This window comes from Streptomyces sp. NPDC046887 (genome assembly GCF_040644755.1).
GTDB classification, from domain to species: Bacteria; Actinomycetota; Actinomycetes; order Streptomycetales; family Streptomycetaceae; genus Streptomyces; species Streptomyces lichenis.
Genome location: NZ_JBEYXH010000010.1, coordinates 53,067 through 79,288 on the forward strand (window position 1 = coordinate 53,067; position 26,222 = coordinate 79,288).

The following is a 26,222-nucleotide window of genomic DNA, read 5'->3' on the forward strand; positions in this document are numbered from 1 at the left end:
CGACTAACGTGTCCCTCACGCCCGCACGGACCGGAAGGAGGCGAGCCGACATGTCCACCTCTGTCATCACGCGCTCCCTCTTCCACTCCCCGGCGTAACCGGTCTGACGGACCGACACGGGCCGACAGGGCCCGATCCGGGAGCGCGCCTCGCATACCGTCCCGGAGGACACCCACCCATGACCCAGCTGGTCATCCGCACGCTCGACGCGAGCGACGCCCATCTCTTCGACACCCTGCCCGACCCCCTCGGCGCCCGCCGCGCCCACGCCCGCACCGTCCACCGCCCCGACTGGAAGCGGATCGCCCTGCGCGACGGCCGGGTCGTCGCCCGCGGCGCCTGGTGGGGCGGCCCCGAGGACGAAGCGCCGGTCAACATCAACTGGTTCGACGTCGCCGAGGGCGAGGAGGAGGCGGGCGCCCTGCTGCTGAAGACCGCCCCGCACCAGGTCGAGCTGGAGCTCAACCTGCCCTCCGGCTGGCGGGACGACCCGGAGACCCTCGCCGCCGGCGAGGCCCGGCTGCGCGCCGCCCGCGACGCCGGATACCAGATCCTGGTCGAGCGGCTGATGTACGACTGGACCCCCGCCGCGGGCCTGCCCGAGCGACCTGGCCGGCTCCGCTTCGCCCCCGAACCGGACGACGAGGTCTTCCTCGACGCCCTGCGCCGCATCCACTCCGCCACCCTCGACGCCCACGCCCTGCGGGCCATCGCCGAGGGCGGCCTCGACCAGGCCGCCCGCGAGGAGCTGGACTTCTTCCACTGGTGCCCCTCCCCGCGCGAGTGGTGGCAGGTCGCCCACGCCCCGGACGGCACCCTCGCGGGCATCCACATCCCCGCGCACAACCCGTCCGGGCCCTGCGTCGGTTTCATCGGGGTCGTCCCCGAGCACCGCGGCCGCGGCTACGCCTACGACCTGCTCGCCGAGTGCACCCACTACCTGGTCGAGCGGGGCGCCGAGCGGGTGGCGGCCGCCACCGACCAGGGCAACACCCCGATGGCCGCGACCTTCGCCACGGCGGGCTACCCCGTGGTCAGGAGCCGGATCAACCTGGTGCCGGGCGAGCCCGTCTGACAGCCCCTCCGGGCGCGGGGCCATCTCCTCGCGCCCGGGCGGGCTCAGTCGCCCGGGGTCCAGTCCGGGTGGCGTCCGCTGCGGCCGATGACCCGGTCCAGCAGCGGGGCGCCGTCCGGCACCGGGACCGGCGGGCCGAACAGCCCCGCCCCGTCGTCCGAGGGCTCCAGCAGCGCGTACGAGCTCTTCAGCGCCGCCTCGTCCACGGTGTACGGCTGCCCGGTCGCCCGGGCCAGGTCCCAGCCGTGCACCACCACCTCGTTCCACGCGACCATGCCAGCCACCTCGCCCGGCAGCGTGATCCCACCGGCCCGGGTGGTGCCCTGCCAGGCCTCCGGCGCCCGCCAGGCCTCCGCCAGCTCGCCGAGGAGTCGCGGCAGCGCCGTACGCCAGTCGGCACTCAGCACCGGGCGCTCCGCACCCGGGTCGGTGTCCGTCATGGGGCCGAGCTCCTTGCGCGCGGCGTCCCGGAGGGCGGCGGACAGCCCCTCCAGATGGGCCAGCAGCTCCCGTACCGCGTACTCCGGGCAGGGCGTCGGCCCGTCCAGCCGCTCGTCGGAGACCCCGTCCAGCAGCGCCGCCACCCGGTCGGTCGCGGGGCCCAGATCGGGCACCGGCCCCGCACCCGATCCCCGGCCCGTACCCGTCCCGGTGCCGTTGTCGATGTCCACACCCGTGTCCCTGCCCGTGTCCATACCTGTGTCCATACCTGTGTCCATGCCAGTGTCCATACCAGGGCAGACCGGTCCCGGGGCCCGAACTCATCGGTGCCGCGTCCCCCGCTTCCCGCCTCACCGCAGCCGCCGCCGGCACTCGGCCGCCAGATGCGGGTAGGCCCCGGCGACGGCCTCCAGGATCCGGCGGCGCAGCAGCCGCTCGGCCTCCGCGCGGCCCACCGTGCCGAAGAGCCCGTCGAGCAGGGCGTCGTACCGGCCCAGTGCGTGCTGGAGGTAGTCGACCTGCCAGCGCACCAGCGCACCGGGCGGTCCCGCCAGGCCTACCGGCCGGGAAGAGGTCGCCGCCGAGACGTCCGGTGGCTCGGCACTCGGTGCCGACCGGGACGCACCCGCCAGGAGCCGCCGGTGCCGGGCGGAACGGCGCTCCAGCTCGGGCACCGGCAGCAGCGGGACCCGGATCGGCTCGGCGGCGACCGCCGCCAGCACCGCTCGGCGGCGACGCTCCGCGGCCGCGCGGGCCGCTGCCCCGCCCCGCCCGGCCGCCTCCGCGCAGCCGGCGAACTCCGGGCTCCGCTCCACCGCCTCCACCCGGGCCAGCAGATAGAGCCGCACCGGCGCCACCGTCCGGCGCCGGGGATCACGCCCCTGCACATCCGGCCAGCCCAGCAGCTCACCGACCATCCCGTCCGTCCAGCCGCGTCCACGCAGCCCGTCGGCGGTCAGATATGTCATCCGGTCAGCCATCGGATCCCCCGATCCTCGCACTCCGTCCGTCACGGAGAGTGACGAAATCCAGTGAAGCACCCCCCACTGACAACCGCCCGGAACCGCACGCGATCCACCCGTGACAGGGTCTTGAATCCCCGGCTCCGGATGTGGCATATAGGTCTGGACCAATACCCCGATCCCCCGCCGGACCAGGAGGCGCCGCCGTGCGACATACCCCCGCCCTGCTCGCCGTCCCGGTCTGCGCGGCGGTGCTGCTGCTCGGCGGCTGCTCCGGCGGTGGCGGGGCAGCCGCGGCGCCGAAGGACACCGTGCCGCCCGCGGTGCCCGCCGGGGTCACCGTCCAGGCGAGCAGCGCCACCTCGGTGCATGTGATGTGGGAGCGGGCGGCGGAGGCCGAAGGGGTGGCCGGCTACGAGGTGTTCCAGCGCGGCACCCGGGTCAAGGCGCTGCCGGCCGCCAAGACGATGGTGGACGTGGAGAGCCTGGAGCCCGGGACCGCCTATGACTTCACCGTGCGGGCCAAGGACGCGGCGGGGAACCTCTCGGCACCCAGCAAGGCGGTCTCCGTCACCACTCCGCGGCCGAAGCGGGACGATCGTCAGCCGCCGACGGCCCCGGCCTCGGTGCGCGGGAAGGTCGAGTCCGCGCGGGTGGTGGTCCTCGACTGGCGGCCCGCGAAGGACGACACCGGGGTGACGGCGTACGACGTCTACCAGGAGGACTCCCGTATCCACAGCGTGCCGGGCTCCGCCGCCTCCGCCCGGGTGGAGGGGCTGCGGCCCGGCACCGTCTACAGCTTCACCGTCCGCGCCCGCGACGCCGCCGACAACTCCTCGCCGGACAGTGCCCCGGTGGATCTGACCACCCGCTCCGGCCCCGGCGGCGACGAGCCGACCGCGCCCACCGGGCTCACCGCCACCGCGGGCAAGGGGGAGGTGGTGCTGCGCTGGACGCCGCCGGAGACCGGTGCCCCGGTCAGGGAGCACCAGCTGTATCTGAACGGGAAGTTCGCCACCACCATCGTCTGGGGCGGCGAGCCGCCGGCCGGGCAGGCCGCGTACACCTTCGCCGTCACCGACCCGCCGGGCACCCGCTACAGCGTCAAGCTGCGGGCCAAGCTGCCCGACGGCACCTGGGGCGACTTCTCCGCCCAGCGCACGGTCGTCGTCCCGCCTGGGGCCGGATAGGCCCGATAGACCGGACGCCCCGCATCCGGATAGGCGCCGGAGGCCCCGCGGCCGGGCAGGCAGGAGTCCCGGCATCCGGAGAGGCTGGGCAGGCCGGAGGCCCCGCATCCGGAGAGGCCGGACAGGCCGGAGGCCCCGCATCCGGTTTCCGGACACCTGGGGGTTTTGCGCCATGCGGGTTGCCAGTCCACGGCGGAGGGCCAGTATGGTCCCTCGACCACGGATCCGCGTCGGCGCGGGTCCCTCCGGGGGGAGGTCGGCCCATGCCCAGAAGCTGGCCGGGGCAGTCCGCGCGCGATCGGGCCGTCGAGGCGCATATGGAGTCCCTGTTACTGCCCGGGCCGGGCGGAACCCCGCAGCGGCCGATCACCCTGCTGCTCGGGCCCCGCGGCAGCGGCAAGACGACCCTGCTGGAGCACCTGTACGGCTGGGCGCACGGCGTCCCGCGCGCCTGGCTCGATGTCGCCGAGCGGGCCGGGAGGGACGAGCAGCCCGTCGATGTGCTCGCCGCCATCGCCGCCGGGCTGCCCCAGCACGAACCCCAGGTGAAGAAGGTGCAGTTCCGGGCCTTCGACATCGTCGTGCAGGCCCTGGCGGTCCCGATCAGAGGGCTCAGCGACGAGGCGGCCAGGAAGGCCGTCGGCGCGGAACTGGCCCGGCCGCGCAGCGGATGGCTCAGCCTGGTGCTGCAACTCGCCCAGATCGCGGCCGGGGTGGCCGGACTGCCGGCCGCGGTGGGCTACGTCCTGCAACTGCTGCCGCTCGCCGAGCAGAGCGGCGTGCTGGCGCGCACCAGGCTCGGGCTGTCGCCGGTCCTGCGCGGCCGTACCGCCGGGGCCGGGCTCGGCCTGCTCGTCGCCCTCAACCGCGCCTACCACGAGGGTCTGCCCGGCCAGCGGGGCTTCGCCGAGCAGTTCGCCTGCCGTGCCCTCATCGACGATCTGCGCCGCTGCTACCGCGGGAAGGACTGGGCCGTCCGCAGCCTCGTCCTCCTCGACAACGTCGACAACCGGCTCGGCCGCGACGTGCTGCGGCTGCTGCGCGAGGCCCGTACGTCGGACACCGATCCCCTGGTCGTGCTGGCCACGGCCGGCAGCTACCCGCAGGGACTGCCCGCCGTCCCCGTCGGCCCGCAGTCCGGCCCCGCCTTCACCCCGCAGCCGATCGACGAGGGGCTGATGGTGGGCCGGCTGCCCGATCTGACGCGGGCCGAGGTGGACCTCCAGGCCAGGGACATCATGGAGGAGGCGGGCGCGGTTCCCCCGCCCCGCGTCGAGAACGGCACCCGCTGGCTGGGCTGGGCCGTGTACGAACTGACCCGCGGCCAGCCGGAGGGCACCCGGCAGGTGCTGGCGGCACTCCTCGCATGCGACCGCTCCCTGCCCTGGGAGGTACGGCTGCGGCAGGTCTTCGCCCCCTCCGGCGGGCTCGCCGCCCGGCTGCTGGAACGACTGCTCCCCATCGGGCTCGATCACCAGGAGAGCGAGCTGTACCAGGCCCTGTTACGCGCCTCGGTCGTCCCCGACCTGGCCCAGGCCCAGGTGACCCCCGAACTGCTGGGGGCGGGCGTGGCCCTCCAACAGTCCTTCAACGCGTTCTGCACGGATCCCCTGCGCACCCTGCACCACGACACCGGTGACGAGGCCGCCGACGGCCCCGTCGAGACGCCCCACCCCCTGCTGCGCCGCCTTCTGCGGTCCGCGCTGGACGATCCGGCCGCGGTACACGCCGAACGGCGCGCGGAGGCCGAGGGGCTGGACGAGCCGCGAGCGGCCGCGTACCACGCTCTGGCCTGCGGCGACCTGCCCGCCGCGGCCACCTTCCTCGACGGGCTCATCGACCGGGTGGGCCCCCACGACTGGTACGCGGAACTGACCCGGCTGCGCAGGGCGCCGCTGCCCGCGTCCGTGGTGGGCGGCGAGGCGCCGGGCACCCTGACGGGGCCCTGGGGGCCGTTCGAGCGGTTCGTGCGGCACCTGGGCGACGAAGGCGTCGACCCGCGGCTGCGCACCGTCACCCGGCTCCTCGCGGCGAGCTGGATCGCTCCCGAGCCGCTGGAGCCGGACCGGGCGGGCGACCCCTACCGGGACCCGCTCGGCGACCCGTACGCGGAGCTCTACACCGAGGTCAACGCCCGGCTGCACACCCTGGTGACCGCCGACACCCATGTCCTGCCCGACCGGGTGGCCTGGGCCTCCGTGCTGCTGAACAAGGCGGGCCACTTCAGGGAGATGCCGTGGCAGTGAACCAGCGGGTGATCCGCCTCCCGAAGGAACCGCCCAACTGGGGCCTGCGGACCGCCGTCGTGCTCGTGGTGGCCGCCGCCCTGGTCTTCGGCGCGTCCCAGGTGTACCGGAACCGGACGCAGTGTGCCGACGGCGTGGCCAGGACGGGCGGCGGTGAGTGCGTCGGCGTCAGCGACGGCTCGTACGCCTTCCCGGGGCTGGCCGACATCAGCGCCCGCATCCACCAGGAGAACCGCAGGGTCGACGCGTCGGGCGAGCGGTCGGTGACCGTCGCCTACATGGAGTCCATGTCGGGCGGCGGTGAGGACCGCGGCCGCGAGACGACCCGCCAGGCGGTGACCGGCGCCCATCTCGCGCAGCTCGCCCTCAACGCCGACCGGGACACCCTGCCGCGTATCCGGCTGCTGCTGGTGAACACCGGCCGGGGCGACGCCCACGCCGAGAAGGCCGCCGCCATGCTGGTCGAACGCCGGGCCGAGGACCGGCTGGTCGCGGTCGCGGGGATAGGGCAGAGCAACGCGCACACCAAGCGGGCCGTCGAGCGGCTGCGGGCGGCGCAGATTCCCACCGTGGGCGCGACGGTGGCCGCCGACGCGCTCGCCACCACTCCGCCCGAGTTCTTCCGGGTGTCCTTTCCGGCCAGAATGCAAGCCGCCGCCGCGGTCCGGTATCTGAAGCAACTACAGGCCAAGGATCCCGGGTTCCGGGTCCAGGAGGTCCGGGACTGGAAGAAGGGCGACGAGTACAACTCCACCCTGGACGCCGGGTTCGACGCCGCCGCCGCCAAGGCCGGCCTGAAGGTCGAGGAGGAGGTCATCCCCTTCCGCTCCGGCGGCGACGGAGGCGCGGGCAACGCGCTGCTGGGGGTCGCCGACAAGATCTGCGACGCCGAGGACCCGCCCGACGCCGTGTTCTTCGCGGGCCGCGGCCGTGAGATCCGCAGGCTGATCGAGGCCGCGGGCCGGGGCGGCCGCCGCTGCCCCGTGATGGTGCTGTCCGGATCGAGCACCGTCGGCGTCTACTTCGACACCGACCTGGCCTCCGCGTCCGCCGCCGGCGGGCCGCCACCGGGCTCCGAGCTCCAGGAGCTGGACCGGCGCTGGCGGGACAGCGGACTGCGGGTGCGCTACACCGCGTACACCCATCCCCAGGTGCCGGCGCGGTTGTACGGGAAGGGCGGCAGCCCGTACGCCGCCTTCGCGGAGAGCTACCTCCGGGTGAACGGCGGTACGCCCAAGGACCTCGGTGACGGACAGGCGATGCTCGGCCATGACGCCGTCTACACCGTGGGCACCGCCGCCCGCCACGCCCTGGAGACCTACGGCAGGGACCGGGTGAACGCCGAGACCGTCCGCAACGAGCTGGGGCAGATCAACCGCGGCAACCCGGTACGCGGGGTCAGCGGCCCCATCGCGTTCGACCAGGCCACCGGCGAACCCGCCGGCCGCCCGATGGCGCTGGTGGAGCTGCGCGCCTGGGGCGCGGTCCGGCCCGCGGACGAGTGGGGCAGATACCACTTCGTGAAGCTGCTGGACTAGGGCGAGCCCCTGGGGGACGGCTCCGCCCCCTGGCGCTGTGCGGTGCCAGGGGGCGGGAGACGGGCCGGGCCGGGAGTCGTCAGCCGATGAGCTGCTCGTACGCCGGGAGGGTGAGGAAGTCCGCGTAGTCCTCGTCCAGCGAGACCTTCAGCAGCAGGTCGTGCGCCTGCTGCCAGCGGCCCGCGGTGAACGCCTCCTCGCCGATCTCGGCGCGGATCGCGGCCAGTTCCTCCGCCGCGACCTGGCGGGCCAGCTCGGGGGTGGCCTTCTCGCCGTTCTCGAAGACCACGCCCGCGTTGATCCACTGCCAGATCTGGGAGCGGGAGATCTCGGCCGTCGCCGCGTCCTCCATCAGGTTGAAGATGGCCACCGCGCCCAGACCGCGCAGCCAGGCCTCGATATAGCGGATGCCGACCTGGACGGCGTTGCGCAGGCCCTCGTAGGTCGGGCGGGCGTCCAGCGAGTCGATGGCGATCAGATCGGCGGCGGCCACCGAGACGTCCTCGCGCAGCCGGTCCTTCTGGTTCGGCTTGTCGCCGAGGACCGCGTCGAAGGAGGCCAGCGCGATCGGCACCAGGTCCGGGTGGGCCACCCAGGAGCCGTCGAAGCCGTCACCGGCCTCGCGGTCCTTGTCGGCCTTGACCTTCTCGAAGGCGACCTTGTTGACCTCGGCGTCCTTGCGGGACGGGATGAACGCCGCCATGCCGCCGATGGCGTGCGCGCCGCGCTTGTGGCAGGTGCGCACCAGCAGTTCGGTGTAGGCGCGCATGAACGGGGCGGTCATGGTCACCGCGTTGCGGTCCGGCAGCACGAAGCGGCGGCCGCCGTCGCGGAAGTTCTTGACGATGGAGAACAGGTAGTCCCAGCGGCCCGCGTTCAGCCCGGCGGCGTGGTCGCGCAGCTCGTAGAGGATCTCCTCCATCTCGTACGCGGCGGTGATCGTCTCGATCAGCACGGTGGCGCGCACGGTGCCCTGCGGGATGCCCACGTAGTCCTGGGCGAAGACGAAGATCTCGTTCCAGAGGCGGGCCTCCAGGTACGACTCGGTCTTCGGCAGGTAGAAGTACGGGCCCTTGCCCAGGTCGATCAGGCGCTGGGCGTTGTGGAAGAAGTAGAGCCCGAAGTCGACCAGGGCGCCCGGGACCGGGCGGCCGTCCACGGTGAGGTGGCGCTCCTCCAGGTGCCAGCCGCGCGGCCGCATCACCACCGTGGCCAGCTCGTCGGCGGCCTTGAGGGCGTAGGACTTGCCGCTGCGCGGGTCGGTGAAGTCGATCTTCCGCTCATAGGCGTCGATCAGGTTGAGCTGGCCGAGGACGACGTTCTCCCAGGTGGGCGCGGAGGCGTCCTCGAAGTCCGCGAGCCACACCTTGGCCCCGGAGTTGAGGGCGTTGATCGTCATCTTGCGGTCGGTCGGGCCGGTGATCTCCACCCGGCGGTCCGTGAGCGCGGCCGGCGCCGGGGCCACCTTCCAGCTGTCGTCCTCGCGGAGCTGTGCGGTCTCCGGGAGGAAGTCCAGGGTGCTGGTACGGGCGATCTCCGCGCGGCGTTCGGCCCGGCGGGCCAGCAGCTCGTCGCGCCGGGGGGTGAACCGCCGGTGCAGCTCGGCCACGAAGGCCAGGGCGTCGCCGTTGAGCACCTCCTCCTGCCGGGGCAGGTTCTCGGCGGCCTCGACGATCGCTGCCGGGGTCGGCGCTGGTGCGGACATGAGCTGTCACTTCCCTCTCAGCGGGGGCATGGGCGCGGCGCCGGGGGTGACCGCCGGATATCGCGTACGGCACTGAGTGCCGCACGCGCCGGGACGCGGCCACGGGCGCCTTCTGACGTTCAGACGCTTCTGATCAGTGGATACTAGTTTCCTTATGGTGGAAGTTCAAGAAGTGTTGATGTCGAGATTCTCCGGCTCGACAGAAGGTGGCTCTCGGTGCCACCGCCCTCACCCGCCGCCACCGGGTCCTGGGAAGGGCGGCCGTCAGGTGAGCCGCCGCAGGTCCTCGGGCGTGTCGATGTCATACGGCTCCGCCACATCCCCGCACTCCACCAGCGTGATCTCCGGCTCATGCGCCCGTAGATAGGCGCGTGCCCCGCGGTCGCCGGACGCACTCTCCGCCACCGCCGCCCAGCGGTCGGCGCCCAGCAGCACCGGATGGCCGCGCCTCCCTCCGTACGAGGCCGTCGCCAGTGCCCCGCGCGAGCGGTACGCGGCGGCCACCCGGGCCATCGCGGCCGGGCCGATCCCCGGCTGGTCCACCAGCGCCACCAGGGCCGCGTCCGTCTCCGTACCCGCCAGCGACTCCAGCCCGGCGCGCAGCGAGGAGCCCATGCCCTGCTCCCAGTCCGGGTTGTCCACCAGGACGCAGCCGGGCGGCAGTTCGGCGCGCTCCCGTACGGCCCCGGCCGCCGCGCCCAGCACCACCTGCACCCGTACGCAGCCGCCCGCCCGCAGCGCGGCCACCGCGTGCTCGACCAGCGGCCGCCCCCGGTGCTCCAGCAGCGCCTTGGGCCGTCCGCCCAGCCGCCGCCCGCCGCCCGCGGCCAGCAGCAGGCCCGCGATCCGCGGCGGTCCTTCCTTCCTCGTCCCAGTCATAGGGGACTGCATACCGCAGCCGCGCCGCCGGGTCGCCGAGAGAACAGCGCCGGACGGTGAACGGATGACTCCGGCTTGGATAGGGTGCGGTATCCGAACGTGAGAACGCACGACGCCGTACGGGGGCGAGAACGATGAGTGGTGGTCCGTCACGTCAGGGCACCGTCTTCCAGCCGTTGCAGGAGGACGACCCGCGTGCCGTCGCCGGATACCGGCTGGCCGCCCGGCTGGGCGCCGGCGGCATGGGCAAGGTGTACCTGTCGTACACACCGGGCGGCCGGCCCGTCGCCATCAAGGTGATCCGGCCCGACTTCGCCGAAGACGCCGAGTTCCGGCGGAGGTTCGCCCAGGAGGTGCAGTCCGCCCAGCGCGTCCAGGGCCTCTACACCGCGCCGGTCATCGACGCCGACACCGACGCCCGCCAGCCCTGGCTGGCCACCGCCTATGTCCCCGGCCCCTCACTCGCCGACGCCGTCCAGGCGCACGGCCGGCTCCCGCTGGACACCGTGCTGCTGCTGACCGCCGGGATCGCCGAGGCCCTCCAGGTCATCCACGGTGCCGGGATCGTGCACCGCGACCTCAAGCCGGCCAACGTCCTGCTGGCCGCCGACGGCCCCCGGGTCATCGACTTCGGCATCGCCCGGGCCGCCGACGCGACCTCGCTCACCGGCAGCGGCGTCACCATCGGCACCCCGTCCTTCATGGCGCCCGAGCAGGCGGCCGGGCAGTCCGTCACCCCGGCCACCGACATCTTCGCCCTCGGCCAGATCGCCGCCTACGCGGCCGTCGGCAGCCCGGCGTTCGGCGAGGGCACCTCGCACGGGGTGCTCTACCGGATCGTGCACGAGGAGCCCCGGCTCGACGGACTCCCCGGCGAACTGCGGGACCTGGTCACCCGCTGCCTCACCAAGGACCCCGCCGCCCGCCCCTCGGTCGCCGAGGTGCTGACCCTGTGCCAGACCGCCAACGGCGAGACAGCGCTGCGCCGCCCGGAGGAGTGGCTGCCCGGTGCGGTCGCCGCCGACATCACCACCCGCGCGGCCGCGCCCGCGCCCAAGGCGGCCACCACCCCTCCGCCGCCCGCCCACGCGCCGGCCCCGACCACCCCGCCGATGCCGAGCGCGCCCGCCCACGCACCCGCTCCGACCGCCCCGCCGGCCCAGGCCCCCACGGTCCCGCCGGCCGGTGCCCCGGCCACGCCGCAACCGACCGCCTACGCCGCACCGGCCACCCCGCCGCCCGGCTTCGGCCCGGCCCAGCAGTCCACCCCGCCGCCCGGCTTCGGTCCCGCGGCACAGACCACCCCGCCGCCGGGGCAGGGCCCCGCCCCGGCCACCCCGTTCCCCGGCTACGGGCCCGCTCCGCAGCAGGCCGGGCCGGCCGCCTACGGCTACCCCCACCCCGCACCCGCCCCCGCCGCCTACGGCTATCCGCACCATGCGTCCGCCGACCCCGGCCCGGGCCAGACGACGGGCACCGCCGCGGCGGCCACCGCCCCGCCCGCCAAGCGCCGCCGGCTCGGCCGCACCCTCGGGCTGGGGCTGGCCGGAGTGCTGACCGTCGCCGCACTCGCCGGTGGCGGCGTCTACTACCTGACCTCCGGCAAGGACACCGGCGACCAGGCGAAGGGCGGCGGCGGAAGCCCGGCCCCCAAGACCAGCGGTAAGGCCGCGCCCGCCGCGGGGGACTCCTCGGACGCGACGCCCTCGGCCGGGGCCCCGTCCACCGGGGGCGACGGAGCCGGTGACGACGAGGGCGGCGGGCAGCAGCCGGTCGCCGACCCGACGCCCGCCACGTACACCGGACTCGACCTGGTGGACGAGTACCACCTCACCCTCGGCGACGACCCGATCAAGCCGCTGTCCGGCGAGGCCGACGCCGATGTGGTCTACGACTGGAGCCTCGGCCGCATCGAGGTGCAAAACGGCCGGCTGATCCTGCTGCGCACCGGCCAGAGGGGCGACCTGGAGACCTGCCGCACCGAGACCCGGTACGCGGCCCAGGTGGACATGGACTCGCTCTCCAAGGGCTCGCAGTTCTGCGTGCTGACCGACTCCGGGCACATCGGCGTCGTCACCTACCGGGACATCTCCCCGGAGAGCGACCCGAGCCGGTACGTCACCCTGGATGTGACGGTCTGGCGCAACGCCATGGCGGCGACCGACGGCTCCACCTCCTAGAACCTCCTAGAACCTCCTAGAACCTCCTAGAGTCTCCGCCCGCGGCTCACGGCCGCCCACCGCCGTCCCGTACGGCGGTGGGCGGCCGTCTCCGTCCCCGGTCCCGTCGCCGTCCCCGGTCCCGGCCGAAGGGTGTCGTTTTTCCGCCAGGGGAGTGGCGCCGGACGGCCCCGATGGCGTTAAGTACAGGTGGCGTTGAGTGTGGGCACGACCGCAGAACGTGATGCGCGCGAGGGGCGGGAGCAGCTGTTGTCGCAGGGTACGGAGCGCAGGTGTGCGACGAGTACCGGTCAGGACCCGAGGGTGGCGGAGCTGAGCGCCGCCGTCGCCCGGCTCCGCCGCGAACTGGCGGGTCAGCCGCAGGGGTTCGCCGATCGGGGAATCGCCGAGGAGGAGTTGGCCGCGCTGGCCGCGATGGCCGTCGAAGGGGTGCCCGAGGTGCGCCGGCTGCGCCGCTCGCTGTTACTGGTCGCCGGGGCGGTCGGCTCGGTCAGCCGACTGGCCGCCGCGCTGTACGAGGTGCGGGCCGCGGTGGAGCTCTTCGGCGAGCCCACGCGGTAGCCGGGTGGCCGGTGGCGGCGCCGGTCGCCGGGTGCCGGGTGCCGTCCGGCGGCGGACGATGGTGGGGGAGGGGTCGACCGGACCGACCCGAGCAACCGGAGGTGGGCCGTGACCACGCTCCATATCGAGCACGCGGTGACCGACTACGCGGAGTGGAAGGCGGTGTTCGACCGCTTCGGCGACTTCCGCCGGGAGGGCGGGGTGCGCGGCTACCGCGTGCTGCGGCCGGTGGACGACCGGCGGTATGTGGTGATCGACGTGGACTTCGACGACGCCGCGACCGCGGAGGGCTTCCTCTCCCTGCTGCGGACCCGGGTCTGGGGCTCCGAGGAAGGGAACCAGGCGGTCGCGAGCACGCCCCGCACGGCCGTCCTCGACCAGGTGGACGCGGGCGGCCCGGGCGACTGAGCGGCCGACCAGAAGGTCGCATGATCCACCAGGCAGTGCCTAACCCTGGGTGGCCGACCCCGTGGTGCTGGCCAGGGCGGCGGAGAGTTCGCGGGCGACGCCCTGGAGGACGGGCACGATGGTCTCCTTGGCCGCCTCCGTCACCCGGCCCGCCGGGCCCGAGATGGAGATGGCGGCGGCGGTGGGGGAGTCCGGGATGGAGACCGCGATACAGCGCACCCCGATCTCCTGCTCGCTGTCGTCCATCGCGTAGCCGGCCGCGCGGACCTGCTCCAGGGCGCCCAGGAAGCCGTCCGGGGTGGTGATGGTCTTCTCGGTGGCCGCGGGCATCCCGGTACGGGTCAGCAGCGCCCGCACCTCCTCCGGCGGGACGTCCGCGAGCAGTGCCTTGCCCACGCCGGTGGAGTGCGGCAGCACCCGGCGGCCGACCTCGGTGAACATCCGCATCGAGTGCTTGGAGGGCACCTGGGCGACGTAGACGATCTCGTCCCCGTCCAGCAGCGCCATGTTGGCGGTCTCGCCGGTCTCCTCGACCAGCCGGGCCAGATAGGGCCGGGCCCAGGTGCCGAGCAGCCGGGAGGCGGACTCGCCGAGCCGGATCAGCCGGGGGCCCAGCGCGTAGCGGCGGTTGGACTGCTGGCGTACATAGCCGCAGGCGACCAGGGTCCGCATGAGCCGGTGGATGGTGGGCAGCGGCAGCCCGCTGCTGGCGGAGAGCTCGCTCAGCCCGACCTCGCCGCCGGCGTCGGCCATCCGCTCCAGGAGGTCGAAGGCGCGCTCCAGGGACTGGACGCCACCGGAGGCGGCGGGCTTGGCGGCGTCGGTGGTGCTGGCGCTGGACGTCGGCACGGCGGCGGGTCCTTTCGAGGCGGATGGGCAAGTCAGCAGCCTACCGGGCCGTCCGGCGGGGCATCCGGCCCGAGCTGGGGCGTCATGGCCGGTCGGCGGGCGGTCGCGGGGCGGTCGGGGGGTGTTTGTCCGGGTGTCCGCCGGGGGGCGGCCCGCCGCCGCCCCGGATGCCGCTGTGGGGACCTACGTTCCTCTTCGCGGAATTACACTTCCACTTCATGGAATCATCCAAGTCGCGTTCACGCCACCCCGATCCGGCCGGGCGACCCTTGACGGCTTGCCCTCAGGAGTGAAGACTCCTTCAACAGTTCGTTGAAGTTCGGATCGGCGGGGCGAGGAATCCGCTGGTACGGACGGTGGTAGTGGGAGGTTGCGTGGACGGCCGAGAGGATGGGGGCATGACGGTGGAGGACCGCTCGCGGGCCGCGGCGGAGGGCGCCGGGGCGCCCACCGCGGAGGTGACGCTGGTACTGCGCTCGACCCGGGTGGTCACCCCCGAGGGCACCCGGGCCGCGTCGGTCGCGGTCGCCGGCGAGCGGATCGCCGCGGTGCTCCCGTACGAGACCGAGGTGCCCGCCGGGGCCCGGCTGGAGGACGTCGGCGACCATGTCGTGCTGCCCGGCCTGGTCGACACCCACGTCCATGTCAACGATCCGGGCCGCACCGAGTGGGAGGGCTTCTGGACCGCCACCCGGGCCGCGGCCGCCGGCGGCATCACCACCCTGATCGACATGCCGCTCAACTCCCTGCCGCCCACCACCACGGTGGCCAACCTGCGGGTCAAGCAGGACACCGCCCGTCCCAAGGCCCATGTGGACACCGGCTTCTGGGGCGGGGCGCTGCCCGACAACGTGGCCGATCTGCGCCCGCTGCACGACGCCGGGGTCTTCGGCTTCAAGTGCTTCCTGTCGCCCTCCGGCGTGGACGAGTTCCCGCAGCTCGACCAGGAGCAGCTGACCGCCTCGCTCACCGAGATCGCCGGCTTCGGCGGGCTGATGATCGTGCACGCCGAGGACCCGCACCACCTGGACTCCGCCCCGCAGGTGAGCTCCCCGCACTACGCGGACTTCCTGGCCTCCCGCCCCCGGGACGCCGAGAACACCGCCATCGCCCAGCTGATCGACCAGGCCCGCCGGCTCGGCGCCCGGGTCCACGTACTGCATCTGTCCTCCAGCGACGCGCTGCCGCTGATCGCCGCCGCCCGCCGCGAGGGTGTGAAGGTCACCGTGGAGACCTGCCCGCACTTCCTCACCCTCACCGCCGAGGAAGTCCCCGACGGGGCCACCGAGTTCAAGTGCTGCCCGCCCATCCGCGAGGCCGCCAACCAGGACGCCCTGTGGGACGGCCTCGCCGACGGCACCATCGACGCCATCGTCTCCGACCACTCGCCGTCCACCGCCGATCTGAAGACCCCCGACTTCTCCACCGCCTGGGGCGGCATCTCCTCCCTCCAGCTCGGCCTGCCCGCCATCTGGACCGAGGCCCGCCGCCGCGGCCGCACCCTGGACGACGTCGCCCGCTGGATGTCCACCGCGCCCGCCGCGCTCGCCGGGCTGGACGCCAAGGGCGCCATCGAGGCCGGCCGCGACGCCGACTTCGCCGTCCTCGCGCCGGAGGAGACCTTCACCGTCGACCCCGCCGCCCTGCACCACCGCAACCAGGTCACCGCCTACGCGGGCAGGACCCTGCACGGGGTGGTGAAGTCCACCTGGCTGCGCGGTGTGCGCATCGCCGACCAGGGCGCCCCGGCCGAGCCCACCGGCCGCCTGCTCACCAGGACGACGTGACCGACCGAAGGAAGACGTGCCCGCCCGAAAGGAAGAAGTGACGCAGTGACCGCGCAGAACTCCGCGCAGGACCCCGTCCGCAACACCGCGCAGACCCCCGCCGTCCAGCCCGAGGCCGAGGCCCAGGCCCCGGCCGGGGCGGCCCCGGTCCGTTTCACCGGCGACGCCCGCCCGTACGGCGGCGGCGACCCCTACGCCGACTACCGGACCGCCGACTTCCCCTTCACCGGACTGGTGGACCTGGCCGACCGCCGGCTCGGTGCGGGCGTGATCGCCGCCAACGACGAGTTCTTCGCCGAGCGCGAGAACCTGCTCAAGCCCGAGCCCGCCGAGTTCGACCCCGAGCACTTCGGCCACAAGGGCAAGGTCATGGACGGCTGGGAGACCCGCCGCCGCCGCGGTACGGACGCCGGCACGCCCCACCCGGTGGACGAGGACCACGACTGGGCCCTGGTCCGCCTCGGCGCCCCCGGCGTCATCCGCGGCCTGGTCGTGGACACCGCCCACTTCCGCGGCAACTACCCGCAGGCCGTGTCGGTGGAGGCCGCCTCGGTGGCCGGCTCCCCGTCCCCCGAGGAGCTGCTCGCCGATGGCGTCGAGTGGACCGTGATCGTGCCGCGCACCGCGGTCGGCGGACACGCCGCCAACGGCTTCACCGTCGAGACCGGCAGGCGCTTCACCCATCTGCGGGTCAACCAGCACCCCGACGGCGGCATCGCCCGCCTCCGGGTCTACGGCGAGGTCGTCCCCGACCCGGTCTGGCTCGGGGTGCTCGGCGCCTTCGACGTGGCCGCCCTGGAGAACGGCGGCCTGGTCGAGGACGCCTCCGACCGGTTCTACTCGCCCGCCACCAACACCATCCAGCCGGGCCGCTCCCGCAAGATGGACGACGGCTGGGAGACCCGCCGCCGCCGCGACAAGGGCAACGACTGGATCCGCTACCGCCTGGTCGAGCAGTCCGCGATCCGCGCCGTGGAGATCGACACCGCGTACCTCAAGGGCAACAGCGCCGGCTGGGCCGCCCTCTCCGTACGCGACGGCGCCGACGGCGACGACTGGACCGAGATCCTGCCCCGCACCCGGCTCCAGCCCGACACCAACCACCGGTTCGTGCTGCCGGAGCCCGCCGTCGGCACCCATGTGCGGATCGACATCTACCCCGACGGCGGCATCTCCCGCCTGCGGCTGTTCGGCTCGCTGACGGACGAGGGCGCCAAGCGCCTGGCCGCCCGCCACGACGAGCTGAGCTGAGCCGGGGCCCGGCCGGGCCCCCAACTGCGGCCCGCCGACACGGGCCGCGCCCACCGGGGCGGGAACGACACCCGCCCGTACGCCGGGGGCGCACCGGAAGGACAGCACCGGTGCGCCCTCGGGCCTGCCCACCCCCGCGTGGCTACGCCGCGTGGCCGCCGTCCACCGAGAACTCGGCGCCCGTCACATACCCGGCCTCCTCGCCCGCCAGATACGCCACCAGCGAGGCCACCTCGTCCGCCGAGCCGAACCGGCCCAGCGCGGTGAGCCCGATCTGCCCCTCGGCCATCGGGCCGTCCGCCGGGTTCATATCGGTGTCGATTGGACCGGGGTGCACCACATTGGCGGTGATGCCCCGGCCGCCCAGTTCACGGGCGAGCGCCTTGTTCAGCCCGATCAGCGCCGACTTGCTCATGGCGTACAGCGTCCCGCCCGGCCCCGGCACCCGCTGGGTCATACAGCTGGCGATGGTGATGATCCGCCCGCCGCGCCCCATCAGCCCGGCCGCCGCCCGCGCGGCCACGTACACCCCGCGTACGTTCACGGCGAGCACCCGGTCCACATCGGGGAACGAGATCGTCTCGATCGGGCCGAGCACCCCCACCCCGGCGTTGTTGACCAGCACGTCCAGCCGCCCGCCCAGCGCCTCCGCGGCCCGCTCCACCGCGCCCGCAGCCTCGGCCGCGTCACCCGAGTCGGCCCGCAGCGCCACCCCGCGCCGCCCGGTCGACTCGATCTTCCGCACCACCTCCCGGGCCGCCTCCTCACCGTGGACGTAGGTGACGGCGACATCCGCCCCGTCCTGCGCCAGGCGCAGCGCCGTGGCCGCTCCGATACCCCGGCTCCCGCCCGTGACCAGCGCTGTCCTGCCCCGCCTGTCCATCCCCGTCATCTCCGTCATCTGTGCCATCTCCGTCATCTCCGTGGTCCTCGTCATCCGTCCCGCCCTGTCCGGCCGAGGACTCCATCCCACCGCCGGGCACCCCTGGACGCTGGCGGGGATCGGACACCGAGCCGGGGCGGGGATCGGCGCGTTCGGGGGCGTCCGGCCGATGAGTTACGGGCACGGGGGCGGTCTGCCCTGGTATACGTCCCCGAGGGGATCCGGACCCAGCGAGAGGCGGACCGCCATGGCCACGCTCACCTTGAACGCCTTCCTCACCCTCGACGGCGTGATGCAGGCGCCCGGCGGACCCGAGGAGGACCCGAGCGACGGGTTCACCGGCGGCGGCTGGCAGGCCCCGTTCGTCGACGAGGACCTGATCCGCTTCGTCACCGGATACCTCGGCCGCGCCGACGGCATCCTGCTCGGCCGCCGGACCTACCAGATCTTCGCCGGCTACTGGCCGAAGGTCACCGACGAGGACGACCGGATCGCCGGGATCCTCAACTCCCGTCCCAAGTACGTGGTCTCCTCCACCCTCACCTCCGCCGACTGGAAGCACACCACCCTGCTCGGCGGCGACCCGGTGGCGGCGGTGACCCGGCTGAAGGAGGAGGCCGAGGGGGAGATCCAGGTGCACGGCAGCACCCGGCTCGCCGGGACCCTCGTCGCACACGGCCTGCTGGACGAGCTGAACCTGCTGGTCCACCCGGTCTTTCTCGGCCAGGGCCGCCGGCTCTTCCCCGACGGCGGCGCCCCCGCCGCGTACGCCCTGACCGGGCAGAGCACCACCGGCGCCGGGGTCGTGGTCACCACCTACCGGCCCGAAGGACCGGCCCGCTTCGGCCTCGTCGGGGAGTGAGCGCGGGCCCGGGGGCGCCGCCGGACGGTCGCCGGCGTCGGATCGCCTCGCGGTCGCCGATCCGGATCGCTCGGCGACCGGCTCCGGACCGGTGGATTCCGGTCATCCCGGGATGCTTGGGCGCGCCGCGGCCGGGGGAGGATCCGGGACGCGCCGCCCGGTCGCCGGGCCGCGCTCGCCGACCGGGGACCAGTGGGGGCTGGGGGACAGGGGGGTCACATGGGGAAGACGACGCTGGGCGACGCCGCCGCCCGGGCGGTGGCGGAAAGCGCCCCGATGGTGGAGCGGTTGCGGACCATGACGGCCGAACTCACCGGACTGCTCGCGCCGGTGGAACGGGACGGTGCGGACCCCTCCGGGCTGCTGGCCGAGGAGCGCGCGCTGCGCGAGCGGCAGGTGACCGCCCTCAAGGAGCTGGCGGGCTCCCGGCTGGAGGCCATGGAAACCTTCAACGTCGTGCTGTTCGGCCGCACCGGCGCCGGCAAGAGCACCCTGGTCGAGGCGCTCACCGGCGGCGACGGCGCGCGGATCTCCACCGGGGACATCGACTACACCACCACCGTGGACGCCTTCGGCTGGGAGGGGCTGCGGGTCTACGACACCCCCGGCACCAACGGCTGGCGGGCCGGCGGGGCCAACCGGCATCTGGAGGAGGCGGCCCGCCAGGCCGTGCTGGTCGCGGATGTGGTGCTGCTCTGCTTCGACACCCTGCACCAGCTGGCCGGCGAGTTCGACAAGGTGGCCGAGTGGGTGCTCGCCTACGGCAAGCCCGCCGTCGCGGTGCTCAACGTACGGGCCCGCAACTGGCGCGACCCCGCGGCGGTCTCCTTCGGCGATCTGCGCGTCCAGTACTCCGCCAAGGTGGCCGAACACGCGGCCGCCATCCGCGAGAGCCTGGGGCGGCACGGGCTGACACGGGTACCGCTGGTCGCGGTCAGCGCCCAGCGGGCCGCCGCCGCCCGGGCCGCCGACGACTACCGGGGGCCCGACCGGGAGACCGTCGAGCTGCTGCGCGCCCACGGCCGGGACGCCCTGCGCCGGGGCGGCCGGGACCTTCCGTACCACGACAGCCGTGAACTGCTGCTCGCCTGGTCGAACTTACCCGCGCTGGAGGGGCTGCTGGCCGAGGCGGTCACCGGGGGAGCGCTGGACCTGCGGCTCGGCGCTCTCACCGGCCGGCTCACCGGAGCCCTCACCGAGGTGGCCGGCGAGCTGACCCGCACGCTGAGCGACCCGGCCCGCGACTTCACCGTGCAGCACGAGCAGGGCCTGGAGGAACTGCTCACCCTCCTCGGCCGGCCGCCGAAGGCCGCCCCGGAAGCATCCACCGGCGCCGGCTCCGTCCAGGACCGAGCGCTGGCCGGGCTGCGGGAGGAGCTGGCGGCACTGGAACGGCTCCGCGGCGCCTCTTTTGAGGCGGCCGACGCCGGCGAGGTGCGCGGCTACCTCAAGCACCGGCTGTCCGCCCGTCTCGTCCCGCTGCGGACGGCCGCGGAGAACCTGGCCGAGGAGCTGGTGGAGACCGCGTTCCGCGACCGCACGGAGCTGTCCGAGGAGGAGTTCGCCCGGCGGGTCTTCCCCACCAAGGCCATCGACACCGCCCTCGGCACGGCGGTGGAGGAGTTCGAGACCCACCTGCGCGACCGGCTCTCCCTCACCGCGGCCGACGCCCGGGCCGACCTCGAAGCGGTCGCCACCCGGCACGTCCGGGTGGCCGGCGACGCCGGCGGCGGACTGCGCCGGATGGGCTACTGGGCCGCCGGGGCCGGCGCGGCGGGCGGGGTGGTCGGAGGAGTCCTGTCCGTCGCCGCGACCACCCAGTTCTGGAATCCGGTCGGCTGGGTGGCGATCGGCGTGATGGCGGCCTCCTCGATCGTCTACGTCGGCGGACGGCTGCTCGGGCGCTTCGGCCTCGGCAAGGCGGCGAGGGAGCGCGAGGCAGCCCGGGTCCGGAGCCGGCAGGAGGCCCGTCAGGCCGTACGCGGCTACTACGACGAGCTGCACGCCCAGGCGATCGCCCACGGCGAGGCGCGGCTCCGCGAGGTGCTGCTGAGCGCGGTGGCGCCCCAGGTCACCCAGGCCCTGGCCCTGCGGCGGATCACCGACGACACCGACCGGCTCGCCGGGCGCCTCACCCGCGAGGCCGCCGGGCTGCCCGAGACCCGCGACCCGGCCACCGTGCTGGGCGAGGCCGTGGCACGGACCGAGCGGGACCAGGGCGCCGCCGGCCCGGCGGACCGCTACTGGCTTGGGGGCTCCTGGTGCGAGGACCCGTACAACCTGGCCGAACCGGCGTCCGAGCAGGTGCTCGGCGGCCGCTCCCGGGCCACCCCGCGCTTCACCGAGAGCCTCTTCGGGCGGCTGCGCTCCGCCTTCTCCGCCGGTGACCCGGTCCCGGCGTCCGGCAGTGCGCGGCGCTGGCTGTCGCTGCTCCACCGGGAGCTGGACGGCGCCCCCGAGGCCACCGGTCTCCTCGCCGAACTGGACGCGCTCGCCGGCGACCCCCGGCCGCGCATCGTCGTCGCCGGGGCCACCAGCTCCGGCAAGTCCGCCTTCATCCGCCGGCTGCTGGTCGAGTCCGGGCTGCCGGTGCCCGACACTCTGCGCAGCGCCGCCGGCCCCGAGACCAGGACCGTCACCGCCTACGAGTGGGAGGGGTTCCTGCTCGTCGACACCCCCGGCTTCCAGAGCGGCATCGAACCCCACACGGCCGCCGCCGTCGCCGCCCTGGCCGACGCCGCCGCCGTCTTCTACCTGGTCGGCCCGGACCTCCTCACCGGTGACCGGGCCGATCTGGCGCTGCTGCTGCGGGGCGACCCGGAGAGCGGGTGCGCCGCCAAGGCGGACCGGGTCCTCTTCGTGGTGAACAAGGTCGACCAGCTGGCCGCCGACCCCCGGCTCGGCGACGTGTTCCGGACCGCGGTGGCGAGGCGGGAGGATGCCCTGCGCGTCTATCTCGGCCAGTACGCGCCCGAGGAGCCCGGGCGCGCCCGGGGCCCCCGCCATCGGATCGTCTCCATGGCGGCGGCCCCGTACGAGCTCCGCTACGACACCGCCCGCGCCTACGACGACTTCCGCGCCTGGGACGGGTTCCGCGACTTCGCCGCCCAGGTCCGCGCACTCCGCTCCGACCTGCGCCGCAACGCCGTGGACGTCACCGTGCTGCACGGCGGCCTGGCCCGCCTCGGCGCCCTCGCGGACGCCGAACGCCGGTGGGAGGAGCAGCTGGGGCGGCGCATCACCCGCCTGGGGGAGCTGGCCGAGGAGGCGGAGGGCGGCGCCCGCACCGGCCGGGTCCTGGTCGCCGCCGCGCTGGAGGACGCCCGCCAGGCGGCCCGGGACTTCACCGCACGGCTGGTGGAGGAGGCGCTCGCCCCCGATCTGGACAAGCCGACCCGGAAGGTCCGCGGCGCACGGATCGAGCACTGGTCCGCCGACCCGGAGTTCACGGCGCGCTGGGAGGAGATCCGGACCGAGGCCGCCACCGCGGCCGAGGAGTGGTTCTCCGGCGTCCGGACCGCCCTGAAGCGCCGGGTGACGTCCCAGCGGTTCGCCCTCGCCTTCCCCGAAGGACTGCCGGCCGTCGACATCTCCGCCCTGGACTCCCTGGCGTCCGGAACCGGCCTGGCCGGAGCCGGAGCGGTCGGGGGTGGTCTGCTGCCCGACACCGCCGTCGCCGTCGGCCGCCTGGCCGATGTCGACCCGGACGCCCTGGCCACCACCCTCGGCGACCACTTCGGCGTGCTGATCGGCCACGACCAGGCCGTGCACGTCCTGGACACCCTGGCCGAAGGCGGCGCCTTTCTGAAGATCCTGAACTCCGTCAGCGTGATCGCCAAGCTGCTGAACGAGCCCGAACGAGAGCGGCAGGTCGAGGGTGCGCGCAAGGTCCTGCTGAAGACCGTCCGGGACTCCGCCGAGACCTGGGCGACCGGGGTCCGCGGCGGCCTCGCCGCGGTGGAGCAGGTCTGCGGCCGGCTCGACGACCTGGGCACCCGCTTCACCGACGAGCAGAACACCGCGCTGGACCAGCTCGCCGCGGTGCGGGGGCGCCGGCGGGCGTACGAGGCGGCCGCCGCGGACGCCACCGCCCGCCTCCGGGGCGCCGGGCCCCGGCCCCCGGCGCAGCGCTCGGCCCCTCCGTCCGGAGCCCCGCACTCCTCCTCCCGTAAGGACCCGCGATGACCGCGCAGAATCCAGCCCCCGAATCCGGTGACCGGTCCGCGGACGCCCCCGGCTCGGCGGCCGACGGCGGTGACTGGACCGACCGGATCCGGGCGGCGGTCCGGGCCGCCGTCGCCAAGGCCGACGCGGACACCGCGGACGCCGTCTGGGCGGAGGCCGCGGCCCGGACCACACCGGCGCTGGTGCTGTACGGCACCCAGAACTCCGGCAAGACCACCCTGCTGCGCCGCCTGCTGGTGGATGACGGGACCGATGTGCCCGACTGGGCGGTGGTGAGCGCGCGCAAGGAGACCTACCAGAACGCCGAGATCCAGTCGGGGCCGCTGCGCTATGTGGACACCCCGGGCATCGGCGCGGGAGACGACGGCCACGCCGCGCGGGCCGCGCGGGCGGTACTGACCGCCGACGCCCTGCTGCTGGTGCTCGACCAGGTGCCAGGCGGCACCGCCGAGGCCGACCTGCTGGCCCTGATCAGCGGGGAGTTCATCGACCCCGCCCGGCCCCAGCCGTTCCCCCCGGGCGCCCTGCTGATCGCCCTCAACAAGAGCGACGCCCGCGGTCCCGCCCCGGAGACCAAGGCCTTCGGCGCCCTGGGCCCCGAACTGCGGAAGTCGGTGCACGACAGGCTCCGTGCCGTCCGGTGCCCCGAGCCGCTGCCCGAGGTCCACTTCGTCACCGCCGATCCGGACGGGATGACCGCGGACCTGCCGGTGGACCGGCTCAGCCCCCGCCACTACGACTATGCGCGAGCCTGGGACGGCATCGCCGCGCTGCGGGAGGCGCTCGCGGAACTCCCGTCCCGAGCAGTGGAGTTGCGGGCGGCGGCGGGCGTTCGCTACTGGAGCGAACGGGGCCGCCGGGCGGTCGGCCAGGCACAGCTGGAGATCGGCGAGTGCGACACCGTCATCGGCGGTGGGGAGCGCCGGCGGCAGCGCTTCGCCCTGCTGGAGAGCGAGTTGGCGGCCCTGCGGGACGCCGCCGCCGCCGAGCTGCGCCAGCTGCTGGCCGACCGGCTGCGCACCCTGGGCCGGACCTTCCCCGCCGACGCGACCGACAAGACGCTGGAGACCACCGCCTTGGAGTACATCGCGCACACCGCCCGGCTGTGGGACAGCGACTGGACGGCGAAGCTCCGCCGGCTGGCCCAGCGGGTGGACAGTGCCCGGGAGACCGTCCGCACCCAGCCGGGGAGCCAGGCGTTCGCCGCCTACGCGGACCAGGTGGCCGAGGTGCTCGGCCTCGTCGCGGCCCAGCAGCCGGCCGGCCACCCGGCCGGCCGCACCGACCAAGCGGTCTGGCTGAACGTGATGTCCATCAACGCGGCGCTCCAGCAACTGGAGTTGCGGAAGGTGGAGCACGCCCACCAGGCGGACCTGCACGCCGCCCATGAGCAGCTGAAGGCGTTCCTGGCGACCCACCGGAAGACGGAGCCGGTGGCCGCTCCCGCCGCCCCGGCGGCGGACGCCCGGGACGGCGGCGGCCCGGACCGCGCCGCGGGCGCGGCCCCGGACGGTGAGGGGTACGGGGAGGCCGGGGACGGCGAGCGGAGTGACCCTGACCAGGATTCCGGGACCGGTGCCCCGGACGGCCCGGACGGCTCGGGCGCCCCGGACGGCTCGTACGGCTCGTATGGCCCGGCGGGCGCTGACGGCGGCTTCGGAGCCGGCGGCGGGAGCACCGGGGTCGACGGGGGGCCGGGAGCCGGTGGGGGCTCAGGTCTCGACGGAGGGCCGGGAGCCGGTGGGGGCGGCTCAGGCCTAGACGGGGCCCTGGGAGCCGCGCTCCCCGCCGACGGGCACCACCATCCGGCCGTCTCCTTGGCCGGTCCCGTACTCCAGGGCGCGGCGACCATCCAGCAGCTGTGGCGCACCTACCAGGACGAGCGGCGGGGCCGGGCCCGGGAGGCGGACGAGGCGAAGCTCCGCCGACGCGTGGCGGACCTGACCGAATCGCTCGCCACCGCCGCCGAGGGCGACTGGCTCCGCGACGCCGACGGGCTCGGCAAGGCCATCGCGGCCCAGCGGCCGCCGGACGCGCTGCTCGCCCCGGTCCGGGCCCGGCGGGACGAACTCGCCTCGGCTGTGAGCCGGTTGGAGGACCTTCTCGCCAGGGCGCCGCGATGACCCCGGACGGCTCCGCGTCCGCCCAGCCGCCCGGTGGCGGAGGCCCCGGCCCCGTACCGGAGTCCTCGCCTGGGGCCGCCGAACCGCCCGCGCCGCCCCGGGTCTTCCTCTGCTACGCCACCGCCGACCGGGACTTCGCCAGAAGCCTGGGACGGGGGCTGAGGAGAAACGGGGTGGCCGCCTGGGCGGACTTCTGGGAGGTCCGATACGGCGACAGCCTGGTGCGCAAGCTCTTTGTCGAGGGCATCGCGGGCGCCGACGCCTTCGTCCTCGTCCACTCGCCGCACTGGGCGGACGACCCCTTGCTCAAAGACCAGTTGGACAACATGGCGGTGCGCCGGATCGAGCAGGGCTGCCGGCTGGTGCCCGTACTGCTGGACGGGGTGGCCCCGCCGGCGCCGCTCGCCCACCTGCTCCCCCTCAAGACCGGCCGCTCGGAGCCCGAGGCGCTGCGGGCGGCGGTGGAGATCGCCCAGACGCTCTACGGGGTCGACGACCGGCCCCCGGTCGAGGCACCGCCCTGGCTCACCGCCCCCGGGACCCCCGGGCCGTCCGCCTTGCCCGCGCCCACGCCCGCGCCGGTCGGCTCCCCGCCGCGCCCCGCCTTCCCCGGGCTGCCCGAGACGGACCTCGTCCTGCTGCGCCGGCTGCTCCGCCAGGCGCTGGACACCGGCGAACTCGGGCCGCTCTTCTGGCCGGACGCCGCCCGGGCGGACGGTGACCCGTCACCCTCCGGCGGACCGGAACGGTCGCTCGACGCGCTGGAGGCGGCCGGACTGGTCTCCGTGGTCCGCCATCGTGGCCGGATCCGCTGGTGCGAACTGACCCCGCAGGGCTACCACCGGGCGGTGCCGGCCGTGGTGCCGGACCATGACGCGCTACGGCGCCGGGTGATCGAGGCGCTGGCCGGGCACCGGCCCACATCCACGCCCCTGCGCGACACCGAGCTGGCGGCGACCGCGGGCGCCTCCCTGCTGGTGGTCCGGCAGCAGCTGGAGGAGCTGGCCGCGGACCGGCGGGTCACCCTGCTCCGGCCCCGGGTGGGACTGCTGGTGAGGGAGGTCGATCCGGTGCTGCGGGACTGGCTGCCGTGAACC

The 26,222-nt window shown here is 74.7% G+C and carries 19 protein-coding genes; 13 read left to right on the top strand and 6 right to left on the bottom strand.

Annotation, left to right across the window (positions count from 1 at the left end):
- The first annotated feature begins 178 nt into the window (after nucleotides 1-178).
- Nucleotides 179-1,075, top strand: a complete 897-nt coding sequence (locus ABZ945_RS12680; protein WP_361267556.1) for a GNAT family N-acetyltransferase — start codon at nucleotides 179-181, stop codon at nucleotides 1,073-1,075.
- A gap of 44 nt (nucleotides 1,076-1,119) precedes the next feature.
- Here ABZ945_RS12680 and ABZ945_RS12685 read toward each other — a convergent pair whose 3' ends face one another.
- Nucleotides 1,120-1,770 (bottom strand): TIGR03086 family metal-binding protein, encoded by a 651-nt coding sequence (locus ABZ945_RS12685; protein WP_361267558.1) that lies wholly within the window; start codon nucleotides 1,768-1,770, stop codon nucleotides 1,120-1,122.
- A gap of 96 nt (nucleotides 1,771-1,866) precedes the next feature.
- Nucleotides 1,867-2,496 carry a hypothetical protein gene (locus tag ABZ945_RS12690; RefSeq protein WP_361267560.1) on the bottom strand — a complete coding sequence of 210 codons (630 nt, stop codon included), beginning with the start codon at nucleotides 2,494-2,496 and terminating at the stop codon, nucleotides 1,867-1,869.
- A 239-nt stretch (nucleotides 2,497-2,735) separates the two neighbouring features.
- Here ABZ945_RS12690 and ABZ945_RS12695 point away from each other — a divergent pair, with 239 nt between their 5' ends.
- The 3 genes from ABZ945_RS12695 (at nucleotide 2,736) to ABZ945_RS12705 (ending at nucleotide 7,452) form a co-directional block, all read left to right on the top strand.
- Complete coding sequence (locus ABZ945_RS12695; RefSeq protein ID WP_361267770.1) at nucleotides 2,736-3,668, top strand: fibronectin type III domain-containing protein; 933 nt, start codon at nucleotides 2,736-2,738, stop codon at nucleotides 3,666-3,668.
- 263 nt (nucleotides 3,669-3,931) lie between these two features.
- Nucleotides 3,932-5,914 carry an ATP-binding protein gene (locus tag ABZ945_RS12700; protein WP_361267562.1) on the top strand — a complete coding sequence of 661 codons (1,983 nt, stop codon included), beginning with the start codon at nucleotides 3,932-3,934 and terminating at the stop codon, nucleotides 5,912-5,914.
- Nucleotides 5,905-7,452 carry a hypothetical protein gene (locus tag ABZ945_RS12705; protein ID WP_361267564.1) on the top strand — a complete coding sequence of 516 codons (1,548 nt, stop codon included), beginning with the start codon at nucleotides 5,905-5,907 and terminating at the stop codon, nucleotides 7,450-7,452. The genes ABZ945_RS12700 and ABZ945_RS12705 overlap by 10 nt, the downstream gene beginning before the upstream one ends.
- Nucleotides 7,453-7,531: 79 nt before the next feature.
- On the opposite strand, the gene aceB is transcribed toward ABZ945_RS12705, so the two are convergent.
- Complete coding sequence (gene aceB, locus ABZ945_RS12710; protein ID WP_361267566.1) at nucleotides 7,532-9,157, bottom strand: malate synthase A; 1,626 nt, start codon at nucleotides 9,155-9,157, stop codon at nucleotides 7,532-7,534.
- A 264-nt stretch (nucleotides 9,158-9,421) separates the two neighbouring features.
- Entirely contained in the window at nucleotides 9,422-10,036 is a 615-nt protein-coding gene (locus ABZ945_RS12715; RefSeq protein WP_361267568.1) for a nucleotidyltransferase family protein, read from the bottom strand.
- A gap of 134 nt (nucleotides 10,037-10,170) precedes the next feature.
- On the opposite strand from ABZ945_RS12715, the gene ABZ945_RS12720 reads away from it, so the two are divergent.
- The 3 genes from ABZ945_RS12720 (at nucleotide 10,171) to ABZ945_RS12730 (ending at nucleotide 13,185) form a co-directional block, all read left to right on the top strand.
- A complete protein-coding gene (locus ABZ945_RS12720; RefSeq protein ID WP_361267570.1) occupies nucleotides 10,171-12,216 on the top strand; it encodes a serine/threonine-protein kinase in 2,046 nt (681 codons plus the stop codon).
- A gap of 249 nt (nucleotides 12,217-12,465) precedes the next feature.
- Nucleotides 12,466-12,777 (top strand): DUF5955 family protein, encoded by a 312-nt coding sequence (locus tag ABZ945_RS12725; protein WP_361267572.1) that lies wholly within the window; start codon nucleotides 12,466-12,468, stop codon nucleotides 12,775-12,777.
- Nucleotides 12,778-12,885: 108 nt separating this feature from the next.
- Complete coding sequence (locus tag ABZ945_RS12730; protein ID WP_361267574.1) at nucleotides 12,886-13,185, top strand: hypothetical protein; 300 nt, start codon at nucleotides 12,886-12,888, stop codon at nucleotides 13,183-13,185.
- Nucleotides 13,186-13,224: 39 nt separating this feature from the next.
- Here the strand turns inward: ABZ945_RS12730 and ABZ945_RS12735 are convergent, their stop codons facing one another.
- Nucleotides 13,225-14,034 carry an IclR family transcriptional regulator gene (locus ABZ945_RS12735; RefSeq protein WP_361267576.1) on the bottom strand — a complete coding sequence of 270 codons (810 nt, stop codon included), beginning with the start codon at nucleotides 14,032-14,034 and terminating at the stop codon, nucleotides 13,225-13,227.
- A gap of 398 nt (nucleotides 14,035-14,432) precedes the next feature.
- Between ABZ945_RS12735 and allB the strand changes: the two genes are divergently transcribed.
- Nucleotides 14,433-15,821: an allantoinase AllB gene (allB, locus tag ABZ945_RS12740; RefSeq protein ID WP_361267578.1), complete on the top strand. Its 1,389-nt coding sequence runs from the start codon at nucleotides 14,433-14,435 to the stop codon at nucleotides 15,819-15,821.
- A gap of 45 nt (nucleotides 15,822-15,866) precedes the next feature.
- On the top strand, nucleotides 15,867-17,072 hold the full coding sequence (gene alc, locus ABZ945_RS12745) for an allantoicase (RefSeq protein WP_361267580.1): 1,206 nt from the start codon (nucleotides 15,867-15,869) through the stop codon (nucleotides 17,070-17,072).
- Nucleotides 17,073-17,214: 142 nt separating this feature from the next.
- Here the strand turns inward: alc and ABZ945_RS12750 are convergent, their stop codons facing one another.
- Nucleotides 17,215-17,991 (bottom strand): SDR family oxidoreductase, encoded by a 777-nt coding sequence (locus ABZ945_RS12750; RefSeq protein WP_361267582.1) that lies wholly within the window; start codon nucleotides 17,989-17,991, stop codon nucleotides 17,215-17,217.
- A gap of 211 nt (nucleotides 17,992-18,202) precedes the next feature.
- On the opposite strand from ABZ945_RS12750, the gene ABZ945_RS12755 reads away from it, so the two are divergent.
- The 4 genes from ABZ945_RS12755 (at nucleotide 18,203) to ABZ945_RS12770 (ending at nucleotide 26,219) form a co-directional block, all read left to right on the top strand.
- Nucleotides 18,203-18,817, top strand: coding sequence for a dihydrofolate reductase family protein (locus tag ABZ945_RS12755; protein WP_361267584.1), 615 nt, complete (start codon nucleotides 18,203-18,205; stop codon nucleotides 18,815-18,817).
- A gap of 219 nt (nucleotides 18,818-19,036) precedes the next feature.
- On the top strand, nucleotides 19,037-23,002 hold the full coding sequence (locus ABZ945_RS12760) for a GTPase (protein ID WP_361267586.1): 3,966 nt from the start codon (nucleotides 19,037-19,039) through the stop codon (nucleotides 23,000-23,002).
- Nucleotides 22,999-25,125, top strand: coding sequence for a GTPase domain-containing protein (locus ABZ945_RS12765; RefSeq protein WP_361267588.1), 2,127 nt, complete (start codon nucleotides 22,999-23,001; stop codon nucleotides 25,123-25,125). The genes ABZ945_RS12760 and ABZ945_RS12765 overlap by 4 nt, the downstream gene beginning before the upstream one ends.
- Complete coding sequence (locus ABZ945_RS12770) at nucleotides 25,122-26,219, top strand: TIR domain-containing protein (RefSeq protein ID WP_361267590.1); 1,098 nt, start codon at nucleotides 25,122-25,124, stop codon at nucleotides 26,217-26,219. Before ABZ945_RS12765 ends, ABZ945_RS12770 begins: the two co-directional genes overlap by 4 nt.
- The last annotated feature ends 3 nt before the right edge of the window (nucleotides 26,220-26,222 follow it).

Excerpts from the sequence above, each read along its gene's own strand:
- ABZ945_RS12680 (WP_361267556.1), top strand. The coding sequence starts at position 179 with ATGACCCAGCTGGTCATCCGCACGCTCGACGCGAGCGACGCCCATCTC.
- ABZ945_RS12685 (WP_361267558.1), bottom strand. The coding sequence starts at position 1,770 with ATGGACACGGGCAGGGACACGGGTGTGGACATCGACAACGGCACCGGG.
- ABZ945_RS12690 (WP_361267560.1), bottom strand. The coding sequence starts at position 2,496 with ATGGCTGACCGGATGACATATCTGACCGCCGACGGGCTGCGTGGACGC.
- ABZ945_RS12700 (WP_361267562.1), top strand. The coding sequence starts at position 3,932 with ATGCCCAGAAGCTGGCCGGGGCAGTCCGCGCGCGATCGGGCCGTCGAG.
- aceB (WP_361267566.1), bottom strand. The coding sequence starts at position 9,157 with ATGTCCGCACCAGCGCCGACCCCGGCAGCGATCGTCGAGGCCGCCGAG.
- ABZ945_RS12715 (WP_361267568.1), bottom strand. The coding sequence starts at position 10,036 with ATGACTGGGACGAGGAAGGAAGGACCGCCGCGGATCGCGGGCCTGCTG.
- ABZ945_RS12720 (WP_361267570.1), top strand. The coding sequence starts at position 10,171 with ATGAGTGGTGGTCCGTCACGTCAGGGCACCGTCTTCCAGCCGTTGCAG.
- allB (WP_361267578.1), top strand. The coding sequence starts at position 14,433 with ATGACGGTGGAGGACCGCTCGCGGGCCGCGGCGGAGGGCGCCGGGGCG.
- ABZ945_RS12750 (WP_361267582.1), bottom strand. The coding sequence starts at position 17,991 with ATGACGGAGATGGCACAGATGACGGAGATGACGGGGATGGACAGGCGG.
- ABZ945_RS12755 (WP_361267584.1), top strand. The coding sequence starts at position 18,203 with ATGGCCACGCTCACCTTGAACGCCTTCCTCACCCTCGACGGCGTGATG.
- ABZ945_RS12760 (WP_361267586.1), top strand. The coding sequence starts at position 19,037 with ATGGGGAAGACGACGCTGGGCGACGCCGCCGCCCGGGCGGTGGCGGAA.
- ABZ945_RS12765 (WP_361267588.1), top strand. The coding sequence starts at position 22,999 with ATGACCGCGCAGAATCCAGCCCCCGAATCCGGTGACCGGTCCGCGGAC.
- ABZ945_RS12770 (WP_361267590.1), top strand. The coding sequence starts at position 25,122 with ATGACCCCGGACGGCTCCGCGTCCGCCCAGCCGCCCGGTGGCGGAGGC.